The organism is Chryseobacterium geocarposphaerae, from assembly GCF_002797535.1.
Classification (GTDB): domain Bacteria; phylum Bacteroidota; class Bacteroidia; order Flavobacteriales; family Weeksellaceae; genus Chryseobacterium; species Chryseobacterium geocarposphaerae.
Window position 1 is genome coordinate 1,288,545 of the sequence record NZ_PGFD01000001.1, and the last position, 17,292, is coordinate 1,305,836.

General features: G+C 35.3%; 10 protein-coding genes and 1 tRNA gene. 3 read left to right on the plus strand and 8 right to left on the minus strand.

Going from position 1 to position 17,292, the window contains the following annotated elements:
- Window positions 1–357: 357 nt before the first annotated feature.
- The 5 genes from CLV73_RS05645 to CLV73_RS05665 all read right to left on the minus strand — a co-directional run bounded on the left by CLV73_RS05645 (window position 358) and on the right by CLV73_RS05665 (window position 9,910).
- Window positions 358–1,161, minus strand: a complete 804-nt coding sequence (locus CLV73_RS05645) for a DUF4350 domain-containing protein (protein ID WP_100375878.1) — start codon at window positions 1,159–1,161, stop codon at window positions 358–360.
- A 140-nt stretch (window positions 1,162–1,301) separates the two neighbouring features.
- The gene (locus CLV73_RS05650) at window positions 1,302–4,073 is read right to left on the minus strand and encodes a glycosyl hydrolase (RefSeq protein WP_100375879.1); all 2,772 of its coding nucleotides are present in this window, start codon (window positions 4,071–4,073) and stop codon (window positions 1,302–1,304) included.
- A 280-nt stretch (window positions 4,074–4,353) separates the two neighbouring features.
- Window positions 4,354–5,676, minus strand: a complete 1,323-nt coding sequence (locus CLV73_RS05655) for a rhamnogalacturonan acetylesterase (protein ID WP_100375880.1) — start codon at window positions 5,674–5,676, stop codon at window positions 4,354–4,356.
- Between the two features lie 2 nt (window positions 5,677–5,678).
- Window positions 5,679–8,534 (minus strand): glycoside hydrolase family 2 TIM barrel-domain containing protein, encoded by a 2,856-nt coding sequence (locus tag CLV73_RS05660; protein ID WP_100375881.1) that lies wholly within the window; start codon window positions 8,532–8,534, stop codon window positions 5,679–5,681.
- On the minus strand, window positions 8,534–9,910 hold the full coding sequence (locus tag CLV73_RS05665; protein WP_100375882.1) for a rhamnogalacturonidase: 1,377 nt from the start codon (window positions 9,908–9,910) through the stop codon (window positions 8,534–8,536). The genes CLV73_RS05660 and CLV73_RS05665 overlap by 1 nt, the downstream gene beginning before the upstream one ends.
- Before the next feature lie 246 nt (window positions 9,911–10,156).
- Here CLV73_RS05665 and CLV73_RS05670 point away from each other — a divergent pair, with 246 nt between their 5' ends.
- From CLV73_RS05670 to CLV73_RS05680, 3 genes are all read left to right on the plus strand, one after another.
- Entirely contained in the window at window positions 10,157–10,537 is a 381-nt protein-coding gene (locus CLV73_RS05670; protein ID WP_100375883.1) for a hypothetical protein, read from the plus strand.
- 14 nt (window positions 10,538–10,551) lie between these two features.
- Window positions 10,552–11,067 (plus strand): hypothetical protein, encoded by a 516-nt coding sequence (locus tag CLV73_RS05675; protein WP_157798729.1) that lies wholly within the window; start codon window positions 10,552–10,554, stop codon window positions 11,065–11,067.
- A gap of 237 nt (window positions 11,068–11,304) precedes the next feature.
- The gene (locus CLV73_RS05680; protein ID WP_157798730.1) at window positions 11,305–11,664 is read left to right on the plus strand and encodes a hypothetical protein; all 360 of its coding nucleotides are present in this window, start codon (window positions 11,305–11,307) and stop codon (window positions 11,662–11,664) included.
- 179 nt (window positions 11,665–11,843) lie between these two features.
- Here CLV73_RS05680 and CLV73_RS05685 read toward each other — a convergent pair.
- The 3 genes from CLV73_RS05685 to CLV73_RS05695 form a co-directional block, all read right to left on the minus strand.
- Window positions 11,844–11,917, minus strand: a tRNA-Arg gene (locus tag CLV73_RS05685).
- A gap of 88 nt (window positions 11,918–12,005) precedes the next feature.
- Window positions 12,006–13,769, minus strand: coding sequence for a TonB-dependent receptor (locus CLV73_RS05690; protein WP_100375886.1), 1,764 nt, complete (start codon window positions 13,767–13,769; stop codon window positions 12,006–12,008).
- Window positions 13,770–13,855: 86 nt separating this feature from the next.
- Window positions 13,856–16,819, minus strand: a complete 2,964-nt coding sequence (locus tag CLV73_RS05695; protein ID WP_100375887.1) for a tetratricopeptide repeat protein — start codon at window positions 16,817–16,819, stop codon at window positions 13,856–13,858.
- Window positions 16,820–17,292 lie beyond the last annotated feature (473 nt).

Genomic DNA, 17,292 nt, shown 5'->3' on the forward strand with positions numbered 1-17,292 from the left:
AAATTTATTTATAAAGGTCATATGGAATCACTGAACAGCGATTTCATAAATCTTTTGCTTTTATAAGTTTTGGCTAAAGCCTAATTTGAAACCTCATTTTTTAACCGGGCTAAAGCCCGTTCCTATTGATTTTAATTTCTTGTCAAGGTTTTGAATCTTGACAAGGATTTTTGCATTGAATCTATCTCTTTCTATTTCATTTGGAATTGATAATCTTGTTCTCAATTCTCGCAGCCCGACTTGAGCGGAAATCCTTTTTGTGGAGCAAAGCGGAACAAAAAGATTGGGAGTGGAAGGCGGATTAAGCTGCCCCAAATAATTCTAACCATACAACTTCAATCGATTGCACAAATTTGATTATTTTAGGGAAGCCTGCTTCAGCAACCATTTTACCCATTCTTCAGTTCCCTGATAATTGGTGAAATCTGCAGGAAGTTTTTTGCCGTCGATGTATTCGTTATAGCACCAAGGATCACCCAATGCGAAAACGGTTCCTTTACCGACTTTTGCAATCGCTCCGATATTTTTACCTTCTGCCGTTAAAATGGCTTTAGCAGGCGATTTTACATCCATCGAACTCACTTCTTTCATATATAATTTTTGCTCGGAGAAAATCTCGTTTCCGGCCGGAACCATTACTTTCCCCTGCTCAAATTCTCTTTTCTGAACACGGTTATAGCTGTCATCATTGAAATGAATCCCGAATTCTCCGGCAAGTTTGTTGAAATGTTCAAACTCAGAATTGCCGTTGTCGTTGCTCATCAAAACCAAAACACCACCTTTTTTCACCCAATCAACAAGATTTTTGATGGTATTGGCATCAATGAGATTTGCTTTTCCTCCGTAAGCTTCTTTGTCGATATCAGGATCAACGATGATGTAAATATTAGCATTTTTCAAATCATTTTTTGAAGGAGCCGTTGTCAGAGTACTGATTTCTGCACCTTGTTTTTGAAAGATTTCGCCCAGCAAAGAAAATCCTCCGTTGGAAGTGTCGTTCCACGTGTAATGCCAAGATTCCAGAACTTTGGTTTCTTTATTTTCATTTTTTTCGCTGTTGAAAAAGTTATCTAAAACGACTTTCGGTTTGTTTTGGGCATTGGAAAATCCGAATGTGAGAAGTGTTCCTAATACTAATGTTTTTACGATATTCTGCTTCATATCTATTTATTTTAAATTATTTGTTGGTTTTTCGCAAAGACGCAAGTTAATGAGAAAAATACTTTTTTAAGGCGCAAAGATTTTATCTTCGATAAAATTATTTTGTCACTTTTTCAACAAATAATGTTTCATTTTTTAATTTATTTTGAATAATGAATTGGAATTAATTGAATTTCGCCATCTAAACCTGAAGGTTGTACTTTCCAGTTGGAAGCGTCAAACGGCTTATAATCAATGTTGACAAAATTAATTTCGTGGTAATTTCGCCATTGGATTTTATTCTGGTCCATATAACGGATTCGGTTGGCCATCAGGTTGGAAACCTCAATCTGAATGGTATTTTTTCCTTTTTTCAAATATTTTCCGACGTTGATTTCAAACGGTAGACTCCAGACAATTCCTGCATCTTGTCCGTTGATGATGACTTTTGCACTTTCATACAATTTATCAAATTTCAGTACAAAATCGTCTGCCTTTTTATTTAATTTAAACGAAGTGGTGTAAACTCCGGTTCCTGAAAAACTCTGCGTTGAAGAATCTTCAGTAAAGTTAGTCCAAGGTCGAAGTTGGTCTAATTTTTTTGATTTCGGAAGTTCGGGACCGCCATCTTTGAAAGTAAGTTGCCAAGGCTGATTTAAAACAATCGGAGTATCTGTTTTTTCAATATATTTCCATTTTGAAATTGAATTATCCGGAGTTTCTGAAACTTTTAAAATTAATGATTCTCCTGATTTCAGTTGAACTTTAACTGAATTATTCTGAATTTCAGCAACACCAAAATCTCCGTTTTCAGGAATCATTAAAGCAATCTGTTTTCCGATAAAATTCAATGGAATATTTTGATTGATTTCTTTTGACGTGTGATTGACTATGTAATAATATTTTCCACCGTCGAACTTTCTTCTGACGAATTTCAATCCTGTATCCGTCAGTTTTTCTCTTTCAACTTTTAAATATTCCAACGCTTTTTCAACATCAGAACTCAACACAATTTTTCCTTTTCCGAATGTGGCTGATTTTAAATTTCTGTCTTGCTGAAAAGGAATTTTTGCCCATAAAGATTGTAATTCGTTTCTTCTTTTTTCAAATTCAAAAAATCCCGGAACGTCTTTTGGCTCGCTTTGAAAAATTACAGAAGCTCCATTTTGAGCCAAGTTTAAAATGTTTTTTAACGTTGATTCTGAAAAATAATTCAGTTGAGGAATAATCAAAACTTTGTAAGAACCACCATTTTTAGAAACCTGAATATTCTGATTTTCAAACTTCGCTTCACCAATCATTTTATCCGAAATCATATCCAGAGAATACCCGGATTTTCCTAATTTCTCAATGTTTTCATAAAATACAGTCGGATGCAGCCATTTTTCAATATTATGAATTTTGAAAGCCATATCCTTTCCTTTCGGATTTGCCCATTGGTCGTAAACCGGCCAATACATCAGGATTTCATTATCCGATTTTCCACTTTGTAAAACAGATTGTGTTCTTTCGATGTAAGAATTTAAGCCTTTAATATTCGGCCACAAAGAATTTTCAGGAACAAAATTCGTCGAAGCATAAAACAGCCAACCCGGAAACTGAACATCAGCCGGCGTATACGTCGTTCCGTGATAAAAAATATGGTTGATTCCTGAGAGAAAAATCTGTTCAGCTTCAGGTTTTACCTGCGACCAGGACGTTTTAAAATGTTCCGTCAACCAAGTAAAAGATTCGTTGGAAATCAAAGGTTTTCCGGTAATATTGGCTGCCGAAGAAGCAAATTTCAACATATTGATATCGGGAACTTCCTTTGTATTGATATCTTCCAGATTTCTTCTTAAACCCTGAATATCGAATTTTGTACTTCCGAAAGTTTCAGATTCAGGAATATCGACTGCAGCGTATAAATCAAGCAAATTCCCCGGCGAACCGTGTGCCTGATTGGTATTTTTTGAATTTTTGGAATGCGCCCAATTGGTGAAATTTTCAGTAAAATTATGTAGAATCAGTTCGTTCATTGTTTCACGATAATCGGATTTTATTCTTCCTGCCATCTCACTTTCATTATCCTCTACCAAATATTTGATGTAAGGAACTAAATCGTAACCTCTTCTTTTCTTAAATTGTTCTTTAAAATCGGCAGTCCAGTCGGCGCCGTAAACCTCATAACTGTCATTGAAAAACGAACGGATTCCATAATTTGAATTTCCAAAAGCTTTGTCGAAAGTTTTCAGATAATCTTTCGTCGCGTCGGGAGAAAAATGGTCTAACGTATAGCCATCGCCACCCGGAGCGGCACGTTTTACTTTCTGTAACGTTTTGCCAACAAAAACTGCATAAATTGTCCATTTTCCAGAGGTTGGTTTCCAGTTTAAAGTTCCGTCTTGAGTCACTTTATCTGTTAAAACTACCGCTTCATTTTTTTCATTATAAGCGGTAACGATATCAAGTTTTGTGTTTTTTAAATTCTTCTGCTTTTCGTCTTTTAAAACAATCTTTTCAGAGAACTTTTCGTTCTGTTGAATTTCGTAAGTCTGAACAATCATTTTCGTTGCAGCATCATTTTCATCAACCTGCGGTCCGCCAATTGGCCAGCCTGTTCCAACTGCCATATCAACACCCATTTTCAGACTTTTCGCTTTATTTGTCGTGAACTGCAACATTTTCATCCATTCCGGAGAAAGATAATTGATGTATTTATTTTCAAACCCTTTTGCGCCATAAATCGGGACAATTTCTACTCCACCGAAACCTGCCTTGGAAAGGGTTGTCAATTGCTTGTCTAAACCTTTTTCGTCAACGGCACTTCCCATCCACCACCAACGCGTCCACGGTTGAGCGGTATTGGTCGCTTTTGGCCACGGATTTTGTGCGGAAAGATTTCCGAAGACAAAACAGATGACACTGAGTTTTATGATATTTTTAAATTTCATTTTTTACTTTTTATTTTAACCACGCTTTAAATTAACCACAAAAGTCACAAAAGATTTTGGCACACTAGTTATTCTAAGTTTGTGATTCTACTTTTCAAAAGAACACTTAAGTTTTGAAAACATTGGTTTTCTTTTTTAAACCTTTGCTTTAGGCGTTTGTCATTTCGAGGAACGAGAAATCTGTTTATAGATAGATTATTCACTCCACTTCAGAACTTCGTTCGTTGACCTTCAGTCAATGTTCTGAATGACAAGCTGCATATTATTGCTCACAAAAATTTTAATTTCCATCAGGTTTTAAAGATTCCATAAAAACAGATTCAGGCCAATGGAATTTTTCAACATCATCGGGTTTATTGGGGTTAAAATTTTTATAATTCTTTGAAATGTATTTTTTTAAAGGCAAATTTTGGTCAATGATGGATTTTACGACACATTTTGCCAACTCATAAGCTCCGTAAGGATTGAAATGCGTATCGTCTGCCAAAGCATTCGGTTGATTGGGATAAGCGTTTGCGGGATAATAGACAAATGCTTTCTTCGCTACCTCCGGTCCCATTGCCTCAAACAATGTTTTGCTTAATGCATTTAAATCAATCAAATTCACTTTTTCTTCTTTTGCAATTTCTCTCATTGCGTCAGGAAAATCATCTAAAGTGTTGACAATTTTATTATTGTCATCAAAAACTCTGCGGTTCATCGAAGTGACCAAAACCGGAATTGCGCCTAATTGTCTGGTTTTTTGAATCCATTCTTTTAATCTTTTTCTGTAACCCGATTTTGTGCTGTTTCCCGCTTTTTGGTCGTTGTGACCGAATTGAATGAAGAGATAATCTCCTGATTTTATTTTATTCCAGATTTTATCGATTCTATGGCGGTCTTCAAAGGCTTTTAAGGTTTCTCCGCTTTCGGCATAGTTCGCAATTACTATTTCATTTGGAATAAAAAAATACGGCAACATCTGTCCCCAAGAAGCCCACGGCTCGTATTGCGCATCAACAACCGTCGAATCTCCCGTTAAATAAATGGTTTTCGCCGTTTTGTTCGGTTGAATAATTATTGAGCATACCTTCGGAGCTTTATCGTTAAACTCAATCGTCAGCAAATTGTCCCAATGCAAATATTTTGTCTCTCTAGGTTTTAATTTTACAATTCCGATTTTTTCGCCGTTTTGATTTCTGATAATGCTGTCTTTTACGTGAACAGAAATTTGTTTTTCAACAATTTCGCCCTGTTTTGTTTTGATATCATTCAACATCAATCGGCGGTTTTCTACACGAACTGTTGTTTCCGAAGTTCCTTTTGTATCACCTAAATTCAGTCGAATATCATAATTTCCTTCCGGAATTGCGACCGAAAAATAGAAAGGTTTGTCGCTGGTGATAAAATCTCCTGTCAAAGCATTCCCGCCGTTGTCAACAGATTTTAAACCGGAAATGTCCATAAATCCGTAACCTACCTTTCTATCAAATTTTGAAGTCGAAGTAATGGGAATAAAACCCTTTTCCACTCTATTTCCACCAAAATCAAATTTGAAACTGGTTTGCTGTCCAAAATAAAAAGAACAGATGCATAACACTAAAAATGAAACTATTTTCCTCATTATTAATCTGTTAAAATATTTTCTTTTGGCATTGTAAACTGTTTATTTTCATCGCCTAAATCCGGCAATCCGAAATAGAAATACAAAGTTCTTTTAAACGTTCCATTCAAATGATTCGGTTCGCTTTCCGGTCCTAACGATTCGGTTTTATCGTTAATGTTAAACGCCAAAACAGTTCCCAACGGTGGAATCGCATCGAGGAAAGAAATATTCCCGCTTGGCAATTTCGGATAATCTTCCGCTCCATAAATTCCGTAAAAATCGAAAAGTCTGACGAACATTTTTTCTTCTTTGGTTCCGATCGTTATTTTTCCTTCTGCGGTATCCAGTTGCAACCACGAAACATCATCAAAATAGCCTTTAAATTCAGGGTAAATCCACGGCGATTGTCCGGTTCTTGTTGAGTTTTTCAAATTCTGCCAAACATTGTAAGTCTGTCCCTGAGTCCTGTTTTTCCAAACGTGATAAGGTCCTTTTCCAAGCCACTTTGCGTTGATGACATAATTTTCTGGATAATCAAAACTTACGCCTGAAAATTGGTAATCTCCCGACAAAGAATATTCATAATTTAATTCTAAAACTCCGTTTGGATTCAGTTTCCAAATGATTTTATTTCCGTTTTTGTAATTAACTTTAATCAGTTGGTTTTGTCCTTCTGTAAAAGATTTTATGGACGATAATTCCATTGCTCCATTCACGAAAACAGGACCGTTTTTGAAGGTCATTTTTTTGCCTTTTTTATCGATAATCACAGATTTTAATAAGCCGTCCTTTTTTCCGATGGCAAATTCTTTTTCGTCTGATTTTAAAATAAATTCAGCATCATTTTCAGTCACAGAAACCGGAAATTCTTTAATTAAAGATTTTGAAAACTGTTTTGAAATTTCATCATTAGCTTTTAATTTCCAAGTCCAGGTGTAGATTTCTTTTCCGGCAGCATCAGTTGCCGTTAATAACAAACCTTCATTTTCTTTCCAGTTTGCAGGAAGATTTAAATTGATAGTTCCTTTTTCTGTCGGTTGAATATTGGGTGATTGTACTTTTCCTGATTTTATCACATCAAAACTTGATTCTGAAGAAAACGGTGTCTTAAATTTCACCAATTTCCATTCAAACTGACAATCTTTTAAATTCGTAAAGTGATAACGGTTCTCAACAGTAATATTTCCGTTAAAATCATTGGGCAAAGCTTTCAAATCAATTTTTACCGGACTGTAAATTTCACGGATGGCGTAAAAACTACCTTCTTTTTCACGATGCGGTCCCAAAACTCCATCGGGAGCGTTGATGGCGTTGACATCAATCTGATTATTAAAATCCGTTCGTACCAAACCTTCATCCACAAAAGCCCAGAGAAAACCACCCGCTCCTTTTTTGGAATTCCAGTGCAGTTCCCAATAATCGGCTAGAGAAGTTCCGCCACCACCGTCGTCTTGTGCGTGTAAAAACTCGGTCGGCATATAAATATTTTCGCCTTCGAGAATGTTTTTTGTACTGTAATAATCTTCGTAATGATTGCAGTCGATTCCGTTGAAAGCGTTGCCTGGTTTGTGATGTGCGTGAATTACTGGACGATTTGATAAGTCATATTTTGCAAATTCCTTGTCCAAGTCAAAATTATGTCCGCCTTCATTTCCATTACTCCAAAAAATGATTGATGGATGATTTGCATCTCTTGTAACCATTTCTTTCACGAGCTTTTTCCCAACTTCTGTGCTGTATTTTTTTTGCCAACCCGCCAATTCATCCAAAACGTATAAACCGAGCGAATCGCAAATTTTCAGAAATGATTTATTCGGCGGATAATGAGAACAACGAACGGCATTCATATTCATTTCTTTGATGAGTTGGACGTCCATTAAATCTATGTTTTCCGTAACAGCACGACCCGTTTCCGGCCACCAAACGTGACGGTTGATGCCTTTCATTTTCACCTTGGTTCCATTGATGAAAATTCCGTCGCCTTTACGGATTTCAATGGTCCTGAAACCGAATTTTTCTTCGGTTTGGCTGATTGTTTTTTTGTTTTTATTTAAAGTGAATTTAGCTTTGTATAAATTCGGTGTTTCTGCCGTCCAAAGTTTTGGATTTTTAACGGAAAACTGAATCTGTTTTAAAGTATCACCTTTTTGAATCTGAACCTGAGATTCCCTAACCAAATTATTTTTAACATCAAAAATTTCAACTTTCAAATTATTTGTGGAATTAATTCCTTTCAAGCTAATATTCGAACGGAAAGTTCCGTCTGCTTTAGCATCAATTACCGTTGATGAAATATGTTCTTTCGAAGTTGCTTCCAAATAAACAGGTCGAAAAATTCCGCCTAAAATCCAGTAATCTGCTAATCTTTCTGCATTGTTGACCGATTTATCAGCCGACATTTTGGAAACTTTTACTTCGAGAATATTTTCTTTTCCGAAGTGAATTTTATCGGTAATATCATATTTAAATTCATAAAAAGCACCCTGATGAATGGTTCCCGTCGATTTTCCGTTGATTTTCACTTCGGTATCGGTCATTGAACCTTCAAAAACGATGTTGACGGTTTTTCCTTTCCACGAATTGGGAACGGTGAATTTGTGTTTGTACAAACCTGTTTCGTCGTGAAACTTGAAGTTTTTGCCATACGTTACATAATCCCGACCGTAATTGTAGGAACCGAAACCTTGTTGTTCCCAATGTGAAGGCACATTGATTTTGCTCCAACTTCCCGATTTTCTACCGGAGTTTATCCAAAAATCCCATTCTTTGGTGTGTTCAGCATCTTTCCCAGTTAAGAATTGAATTTCTTTTGACTGAGAAAACAAAAACTGTGAACAGACACATAACAGAGCTAATATTTTGAAAGAAAAACTCATTATTTTGTAGCGATGTCGGAGTCGTCTTTTTTATCGTAAGATTGTGTAAGAGAAGCTACTTTCGTAACATTAACCTTAGTTTGCTTTAAATTTTGAATGTTGCTTAAATTTTCCATTTCGGGTTTTAATGCCTTGATTTTTAAATTTTCAAAAGTAAAATCTTTTAAATCAAACAAATCAGATTTTTCAATAGAGAACGCTGTCTCGCAACTTAAATCTATATTTTTGATGGTAATATTATTGGCCAATCCTTTTCTCGGTCTCGCTTCGCCTTTCAAATCAAAAAACTGATTCCAGCCTTTTGCGTAAATGAAAGTTTTTACGTTTCCTTTAATGTTATCTAAAGTGATGTATTCGTAATGTTGAGGCGTATCGGGACGCATTTTGAGGTGCAACAATCTTGAAGCATCTTTCACCGTAGAATTTCTGAAAATGATGTTGTAATTGTGAATCGATTCGCTTCCGCAAGTGAGCGCAGAATGGCAGAATCCGAAGGTATTGTCCTCGATGATGATGTTTCTGTTTTCTCCGTTATTCGGGTCTAAATCGGCTTTTGGACCTTTTCCTCCTTTTAAAGCAATCGCATCGTCATTCACCGACATATAACAGTTTTTCACCAGGAAATTTGAACAGGCATCGATGTCAATGGCGTCTGTACTGGGTGCTTTTACAGGTTCTTTCGGAGCTAAAATGGTTAAGTTTAATAATTTTACGAATTGAGATTTATAATAATGTGTACTCCAGAAGGGTGAATTTTTCACAGTAATTCCTTCAATCTGGATGTTTTTTGAATTAGAAACGTAGATAATTCTCGGTCTCATTTCATCCATATTGGTGCATTTAGGATTCCATTCGCGTCTTTTCCAGAATGATTTCCAATATCTTAATCCATTTCCGTCGAGCGTTCCTTTGCCTGAAATGGTGAAACCAACCAATCCATCCGCATTAATTAAAGCCGGGAAATATTTTACGGTCTGACCTTCCATTCTTGTAGTAACCACCGGAAAATCATTGATATCATCGCTTCCTTTTAATTTTGCTCCGTTTTCTAAATATAAATGTGTTCCCTGTTTAAAGAAAAGAGAACTGATGAGGAAGGTTCCTTTTGGTACGACAATGACACCTCCGTTTTTTGAAGCTTCATCAATGATATTTTGAACCTGTTTTGTCTGAAGAATTGTACTGTCGTTCTTCACCCCAAAATCTGTAATGATATATTTCTTGCCTAATTTATTGATGTCGGTCGGTTTGTTTTCTTTGAACCATTTCGGAATGGCTGTTCCGTCCGGAAATTTGTCCTGGCTTTTTACTTTTATCAAAAAGAAAAAAAGTAAGCATGAAGTAAAGAAAAACTTTGATATATTTTGAAATTTCATAATCTCTCAGTAAAACCTGAATTTATTTTAATTAAACTAATTAACAAAATAAAAGTATATATTTTACCTGCTCCTGGCATCCTGCTCTTTCATGATATCCTGATAAAAATAAGACAAATCATCATTACGATCGATCTATTATGCACGTACATAAAAATATTTTGCTTTTTTTTCAAAATTAAACACAATAAAGTGAAATATTTATTATATTCGCAACACTAAATACATTTTTAAATATTAATAATTATGAAAAAAACTTTTCTATCGGCAATTATTGCCAGCATTTTCTGTGCAGTTATTTCATGTTCAACAGAAAGAACATCTTTAGCTTCAATCGAGGATATGAAATCAACAGAAATGTCTTCTTTTGACAAAGCACTGAAAGACATCATGAAACCAGAGAATCTTTCAACTCCGGAGGAGAAAGCTCGATTGGGCGCTCAATTGAATGACAGAGCACTCAATATTCTTTTCAATGCTTCATTAAAACTTACAGGTAAAAATGGCAATAACAACCTAAGCGAAAACAGCAGCAGAGTAGAAAAAGAACAAGTAATTGTAAAGGCTACCGAGCTGTATTTTTCTAAGCTGAACGCCATAAAAGCTAAGCAAAAGGCAGAGAATTAAAATTTTTTTAAGTCATGAAAAAAATATTTCTCTCACTTTTTGCCATGAGCACATTACAAATATATGCTCAGAAAACGATCAATATATTTAATTACACACCTTATAATTTAACAAATTACTTAGTTGGTGCAGATCAGACTAATAATTGTTACCCATCAATCAGTGGAACTAATTACCCAATTCCGGTACCTCCTTTAGGTACTGTAAGCTATACAGGTTATTACAACAGCCAGCTTCAAAATCCTGGCATTAATAGCTGGGATGTAATACTTGCGCCTAATAATGGCAGCACGCAGCCCAGCACATCTCCATTGCTTATCGCATTGGGAGCCAGTACAGACTGGATGATGAATAAATTTTATGTGTCTGACCCAAGTGGTGCTCCACTATACTACAGCGGCGCTTCTATAGGTACGCTAAGCTGTGGCGCTCCTTTGATCAGCACTTTAACGCCAACTTCTACAACACCATATCCTTTTGAGGCATTTTGGTTTGTTGCTGGTGGACAAACCTATTTTGTACTGCAATAATAATTAAATCTTTACACCACTCCTTCAGACATTTTGATTTGTATGAGTGATCAAACATTATTTTGTAACCCAACTTTAAAAGCTATGAAAAAAACTTTAATTATATCATCGATACTTCTTTCTTCAATGGCATTTGCACAAGGAAGCTTAAACATTTTTAACAATTCAAGTTATGATCTTGCTATGCGTGTTGAAGCAGGTAACACCGCCAATTGTCTGCCCTCTGTAATAACCAGTATGAATTTTCCGGCCTTAACAAGTGATGTTATCAATAATTTCAATGACTCACTGCCGTATGCTACAGGTTGGTCTGTGAGGTTATCTCCAACAGGCAGTCCAACGAATGTAACAGTTCCTTCAGGCCTGCTAACGACCGTTTCGTCACTTACTCGGTGGCAATTTTGCTGGTATCAAACCATGGATCCCGTTACAGGTAATACAGTCTATGATACAGTAGACTTCAATATGGGCGATCCTTCTGCATTTCCGAATTGCGGATGGAGCAGCTCGCCTACTGTTATAGGAACTGTTACCCAAGCATTCTGGTTTTATATTCCTTCAGCAAACGCTACTTATTTAGTGATTGATCCTGCTTAAATTCTGATAAGAGTTTCTTATTTAAAAAAAAATTAGTAAACTCATTCAATAATTAAGTTTATAAATTAATTGAATGTAAATCCCTGAACTTTTGGTTTGGGGATTTGTATTATAAACTTCAAGGATAAAACAAAAAAGAGAACTTGTAAATATTTACAAGTTCTCTCTTGATTAAAAAGTGACCCCGGAGGGATTCGAACCCCCAACCGACGGAGCCGAAATCCGTTATTCTATCCAGTTGAACTACGGAGCCATTTTATAATTGATAAATGATAATATGACGATCATTCACCATTAATCAATAATCAAATCAATTATCAATTATCATTTATTAAAAATGTTTAGAATGTAATCTTCACTCCACCCAAAATCTGTGCTCCAAGAACTTTGTATCCTTTGTAGGTCTGGTATTTTGAGCTTAGAAGGTTATTTCCGAGTGCGAAAATACTGAAATTTTTGTGAATTTTATACTCTGCCGAAAGATTTAAATCTGCATAACCACCTACTTTATCATTGGTGTTTTCAGTAGACTGGTACATCATCGGACTTCCAACTCCCTCAAGCATAAATGAATTCGTGGTTCTGTCGCTTGCAAAAATACCTTTCAAACCTAGTAATAATTTTTGATCTAGCATCGTATATTTTGCCCCAATCGTTGCCGTTAATAAAGGAACATTATAGATATCCGAGTAGTTTTTCAAGTCAAACTTTGTGAATTTAGCTTCAGCATCCAATACTAAATTAGCCAATGGAAAGTACTGTAAGCTACCTTTGATATCACTTACATTTCCGTCATCATACACTGCCGAGAATGTATTCGCGAAATTATAAGCAGAACGGTTTAAAGTATAGTCATTATCGAATAAACTATTTGCTTTGAAGAACATAATGTCTCTCATTTTTCCGTATCCTGCCGAAACATCGTATTTAAAAGTTTCATCGATGTCTCCTCTCAACCCTACATAGAAGTGATATTTTGTTTCTGTTGGTTTCAAATACTGATCTGAAACGATGAATGGATTCTGTTGTAATAAATCTGCGTACGTGTTCAATTTCAGACCTCCGTCAACTCCACCATAAAATTTAAACCCGTTGATGGCTGCATATTGGAATTCCGCCTGAGGAAACCAGTATGTCTTATTATTTTTCAGCTGTTCTGCCATCAGATCATTTGAATTTTTCGCATTCAAAAACTCAAATGAAGAACCCAACATTAAATAAGAATCTCCTTTTCTGAACGTTACTTTCGGAGCCAAATTGGTATTGAAAAAATTAGCCGAGTTTTTATCTCTTATGGCAAATTCACTCTTCACAGCTTCTAAACCTACTCCTAAATCAGCATTCAGATTAATCCCGGATTTTCCGATCTCCACAGCATGCTTGGAAAGATTAGCCAAAACGGAAACCTGATTTTCCTGTGCATCAAAATGGTCTTTTAAGAAAGACGATTTTACCCTGATATCGTTTAATATTTCATTGGAATAGAAGTCGTAATATCCATTTACTTTAAACTGGTTTACCCGCTGATCCAAATCTACATCTCCAGGTTCTAATGCATAGATTCCGTAGTAATTATAACTGTTCAGATTATATTCTGCATTTAAATTGAACTTTCCTTTGTCTCCGTAAGAATTAAGAAAAGCTCCCAACGTTGTAGCGCTTTGTTTGGAATCCCAAGCATATTCTTTTTTCAGTCCCTGAGTAGAAAGGAAATGTGCATCTGCTCCTACTTCGATTTTATTTTCTAATGTCTTAGAAATGTTGGCATCACCTAAAATTTTCCCGAAGTTGCCCATTCCGAACTGGATATAGTTATTCTGGGCTGTTCCGTCAAATTTTGGGGTTACATCTGCTCCCTGAATGGTTGAAGTTTTGAAATCGGAGACCGCAGGAACATCCGTAATGGTATATTTTACAGGATTCTGAGATTTCTCTTCCGGTGGATAGTTTTTAATCGTTTCCACAGAAGTTTTCTTTTTTTCGATCTTCTTTACTTCTGGTTCTCTTTTTTTATTAAGAATCAGTTTTTCTTCTTTGATCTGGGAAAACGCCACTGACGAAAACCCTAAAAATATGATGGATAATAATTGAATTTTTCTGTTCATTATTTTTGTATTTAAGTATTTGTGTAAAAAGTATTCATGATTTTCAGTTATATAAATACGTTTTACGTTAATACATTAGTACACTTTTACTTTTTAATCTGTTTTTTAACTTCTTTAGCTTCGGCAACAATCTCAGGGAAATCTTTATAGTTTTCAATAATCTGATCACATGTATAACTTGCCTGATAATTGTCTTTTAATCCCAGATAATTTTTCGCCATCAATACCAATGCTTTTGCTCCCCAATACTCTTCTGAAGCATAGTTATTAGCAAGCTTAAAGATGGTTTCATTAGAAGATTTGAAAGCCTTTCCTTTATTCTGATAGAAAGCTTTTGCATAAAGTGATTCTGCCGCAACCGAAGTGTTCGAAGATTTTTCAAGAGAAGCATAAGCTGCCTGTGCATCCTTGTCTTTTCCTGAATTCATCAGACTTCTTGCTTTGATCACTTTTGCGGTTTCAATAACTGCTGCTGAGTTTTTAGTATTTGCAATTACAGCATCCGCCAATTTTTCAGCCTGAGAGAAATTCTTTTCATCTGCGTAAATCTTCATCAGTTCTACATTCGCATAGTTTTTAATGCTTACGTTTGATGAATTCTTAATATTTTCCAGATATTTCTTAGCCTCATTATTGTCACCCTGTGTCACATAAATCTGTGCTAAACGGGTTTGTGCATCATCCTGATAATCATTCTGAACATTGGCTACTTCTTGTAGAACAAGCAAAGCTTTTGTCGTATTATTGGTTTGATAATAACTTTCCCCTAATTCATATTTCGCCTGGTAAAGTCCCTCTCCTGTCGGGTTTTGTGTTAAATATTTTTCGTAATAAGAAATGGCATTCTTATAATCTTTCTTCGTGAAATATTGTTTTGCTGTAGACAGGTTGATTTCATCAATTTCCGCTGCATCTACATTGATACCGATATTTTTTGCAAAATTTTCATATCCTGCAACATCACCGTTTTTCGTAAAAATCGGTTTTGCAGCCTGAACGATTTTTTCTGCATAAGGCGTATTTTTATATTGTTCGCCCAAAGATTTCAATTCTGATAGAGCCTTATCATTCTGGTTGAGATCAATATAATTCTGTGCTCTGTAAATGGAAGCATTAGCTACCAGATCTTTGTCAGACGAAGTTTTAATTACTTTGTTAAAGAAGTCATTCGAATTATTAAAATCATCCTGGGCCGCGTAAGCCGTTCCGATTTCATATTGAGCATCATCATAATATTCAGAACCCGGATATTTTGATAAAAGGCTGTTTAAATTGGTAATTTTCGCCTGAGTATCTCCTTTAAACCCTAAAGCCATTGCTTTTTGGTATAAAGTATAATCTGTAGCGTCTTCGTTTTTATCATAAATAGCAATCGCTTCGTTCAGATCGTTATTTGCATAATGAATATCCGCTAAACGAAGTTCTGCATCATTTTTAAACTCGGGTTTCGGATTGGTTAAATATTGTTTAAAATATGTTGCCGCCTGATCAAACTTTTTAGATTTAAAATAAGCATAACCTAAATCGTAAGGTAGTTGCTGTTTTTCCGGGAAGCTTTCGTTCAATAATTTTTCATAACGAACAATGGCAGACGGATAATTTCCTTTCTGATAATAAACCTGGCCTAACCAATATAAAGCTCTGCTGTGAAATTCTTTATTGATGTCGAATTCCAGACTTCTCAATAAATATTTTTCAGCTTCATCATAATTTCCTTTGTTAAATTCTTCAGTTCCCAATAAGTAAGAAACTTCCTGATCTACTTTATCTATATCAGGAGATGAAGTCTGCAGTTTGTCTATTGCATTCAGGGTTTCTTTAAAATTCCCGGAATAAAGGTAAGATTTCACCAAAAGTGATCTCATTTCCGATACATTTCCTGAATTTTGATTTTCGTTGATGTAATTCTGAATCACTGCAGAAGGACTTTCAAACGGGTTACCGATATCGTAACTCAATTTTGCATATTGCTCATGCGCCAGTTTTTTCACCTTCGGATCATAGTTCATCTGATAAGACGAACGGAACGCCGAAAGGGCTTCCTGCTTTTTATCAACCGCTAGATAGGCATTTCCAAGCTGATAATATGCATTTTGAGCCAATGCGGAATTGCTGTTCAGTAATTGATTGTAATACGAAACGGCTTCATCGTATTTTTTAAGCTGAGCCGCAACAAACCCCATTTCATATAAATCATTTTCAGATGGATTCTGCTGAACACTCAGATACTCTTTTAAATGTGGATAAGCGGCGTTATAATCATTCTTCATGAAATAACTTTCGCCAATGATCTTATGAACCTCTGCTTTATAAGAATCAGAAATATCTTCATTCAGCAAAGCATTACCTTCGGTAATTGCTTTATCATAATCTTTATCATTATAATACATCTGTACATAATACGGACGTACCAGTTTAGAATATTTCGGCTGGTCTTTTACGGAATCAAAATATTGGAATGCCTTATCATTCTGTCTGTTTGAATAGTACAGATGTCCCAACATATAAGCAATATCGCCTTTTTGAGATTCATCCGCTGTTTTATAAGCTTCTTCCAGGGCATCTGTTGCACCTTTAGAGTCTCCCAACATGAATTTAGCATATCCTAACTTTAGAATATACTGTGTATTTTCTTCTTTCGAAAGTTGATACTGATTTACTTTCTTCAAGGTTTCCAGAGCTTTTTCAAAATCTTTTTTAGCCAGATAATAATCTGCCAAAGGAAGATTGGCCTGTGCAAAGTATGCAGAATTAGGATACTCCTTCATAAAAGCAGTCAATCCTTCTTCAGCGTGATTTTTCTGAAGGATTACTCCTATTATATTATCGAAAAACTGCGCCGCTTCTTTTCTGGATCTTGATAAGTTCTGATTATAAAAATATTGTCTCGCATATTCAAATTGCGAGGCATTATATATTTTGGTCTGGTAAAGATTTTCGGCTAGATTGAACCTGTAATTTTCTTTCTGGGTAAAATATTGGGACTGCTGAGCATCGGAGATTCCGAAATACAATACTGCAGCCGCTAAAAGTATTTTTTTTGATTTCATTCTTCTTGATATAAGAAAATTAGTCTAAATAAGTTAACGAAAATATTAAAAACTTATTGTTTAAGCAAGTTTTAACAGATTAAAGATTGTAAATATCAATTTTATAACAATGACAATTTTTCTCACCATAACAATGACAATTTTTCTCACCGTCTCATGATAAATTTTACTACTTTCGCCTGATAAAATGTAAACAATTTTAATAAACAGTTATCAAAAACCCTTTTAATTTGATACTTTTTCAACAGCAGCTAAAAACATACCATAAATACACCAATACATGAAATTTAAGATACTTTTAGCATTCATCTCTATAAACCTGATTCAGGTGCAATTCGTACTTCATAAGTAAAAAGATTGAAAAAGAAAACAAGCTACTTGTACTGGTCGGTGTTAATAAGAATCCTAACTGGCAAATCAATTATGGATCGGGGAAAGATGTAAGTGATGAAACAATAAAGGATTCCGGGGAG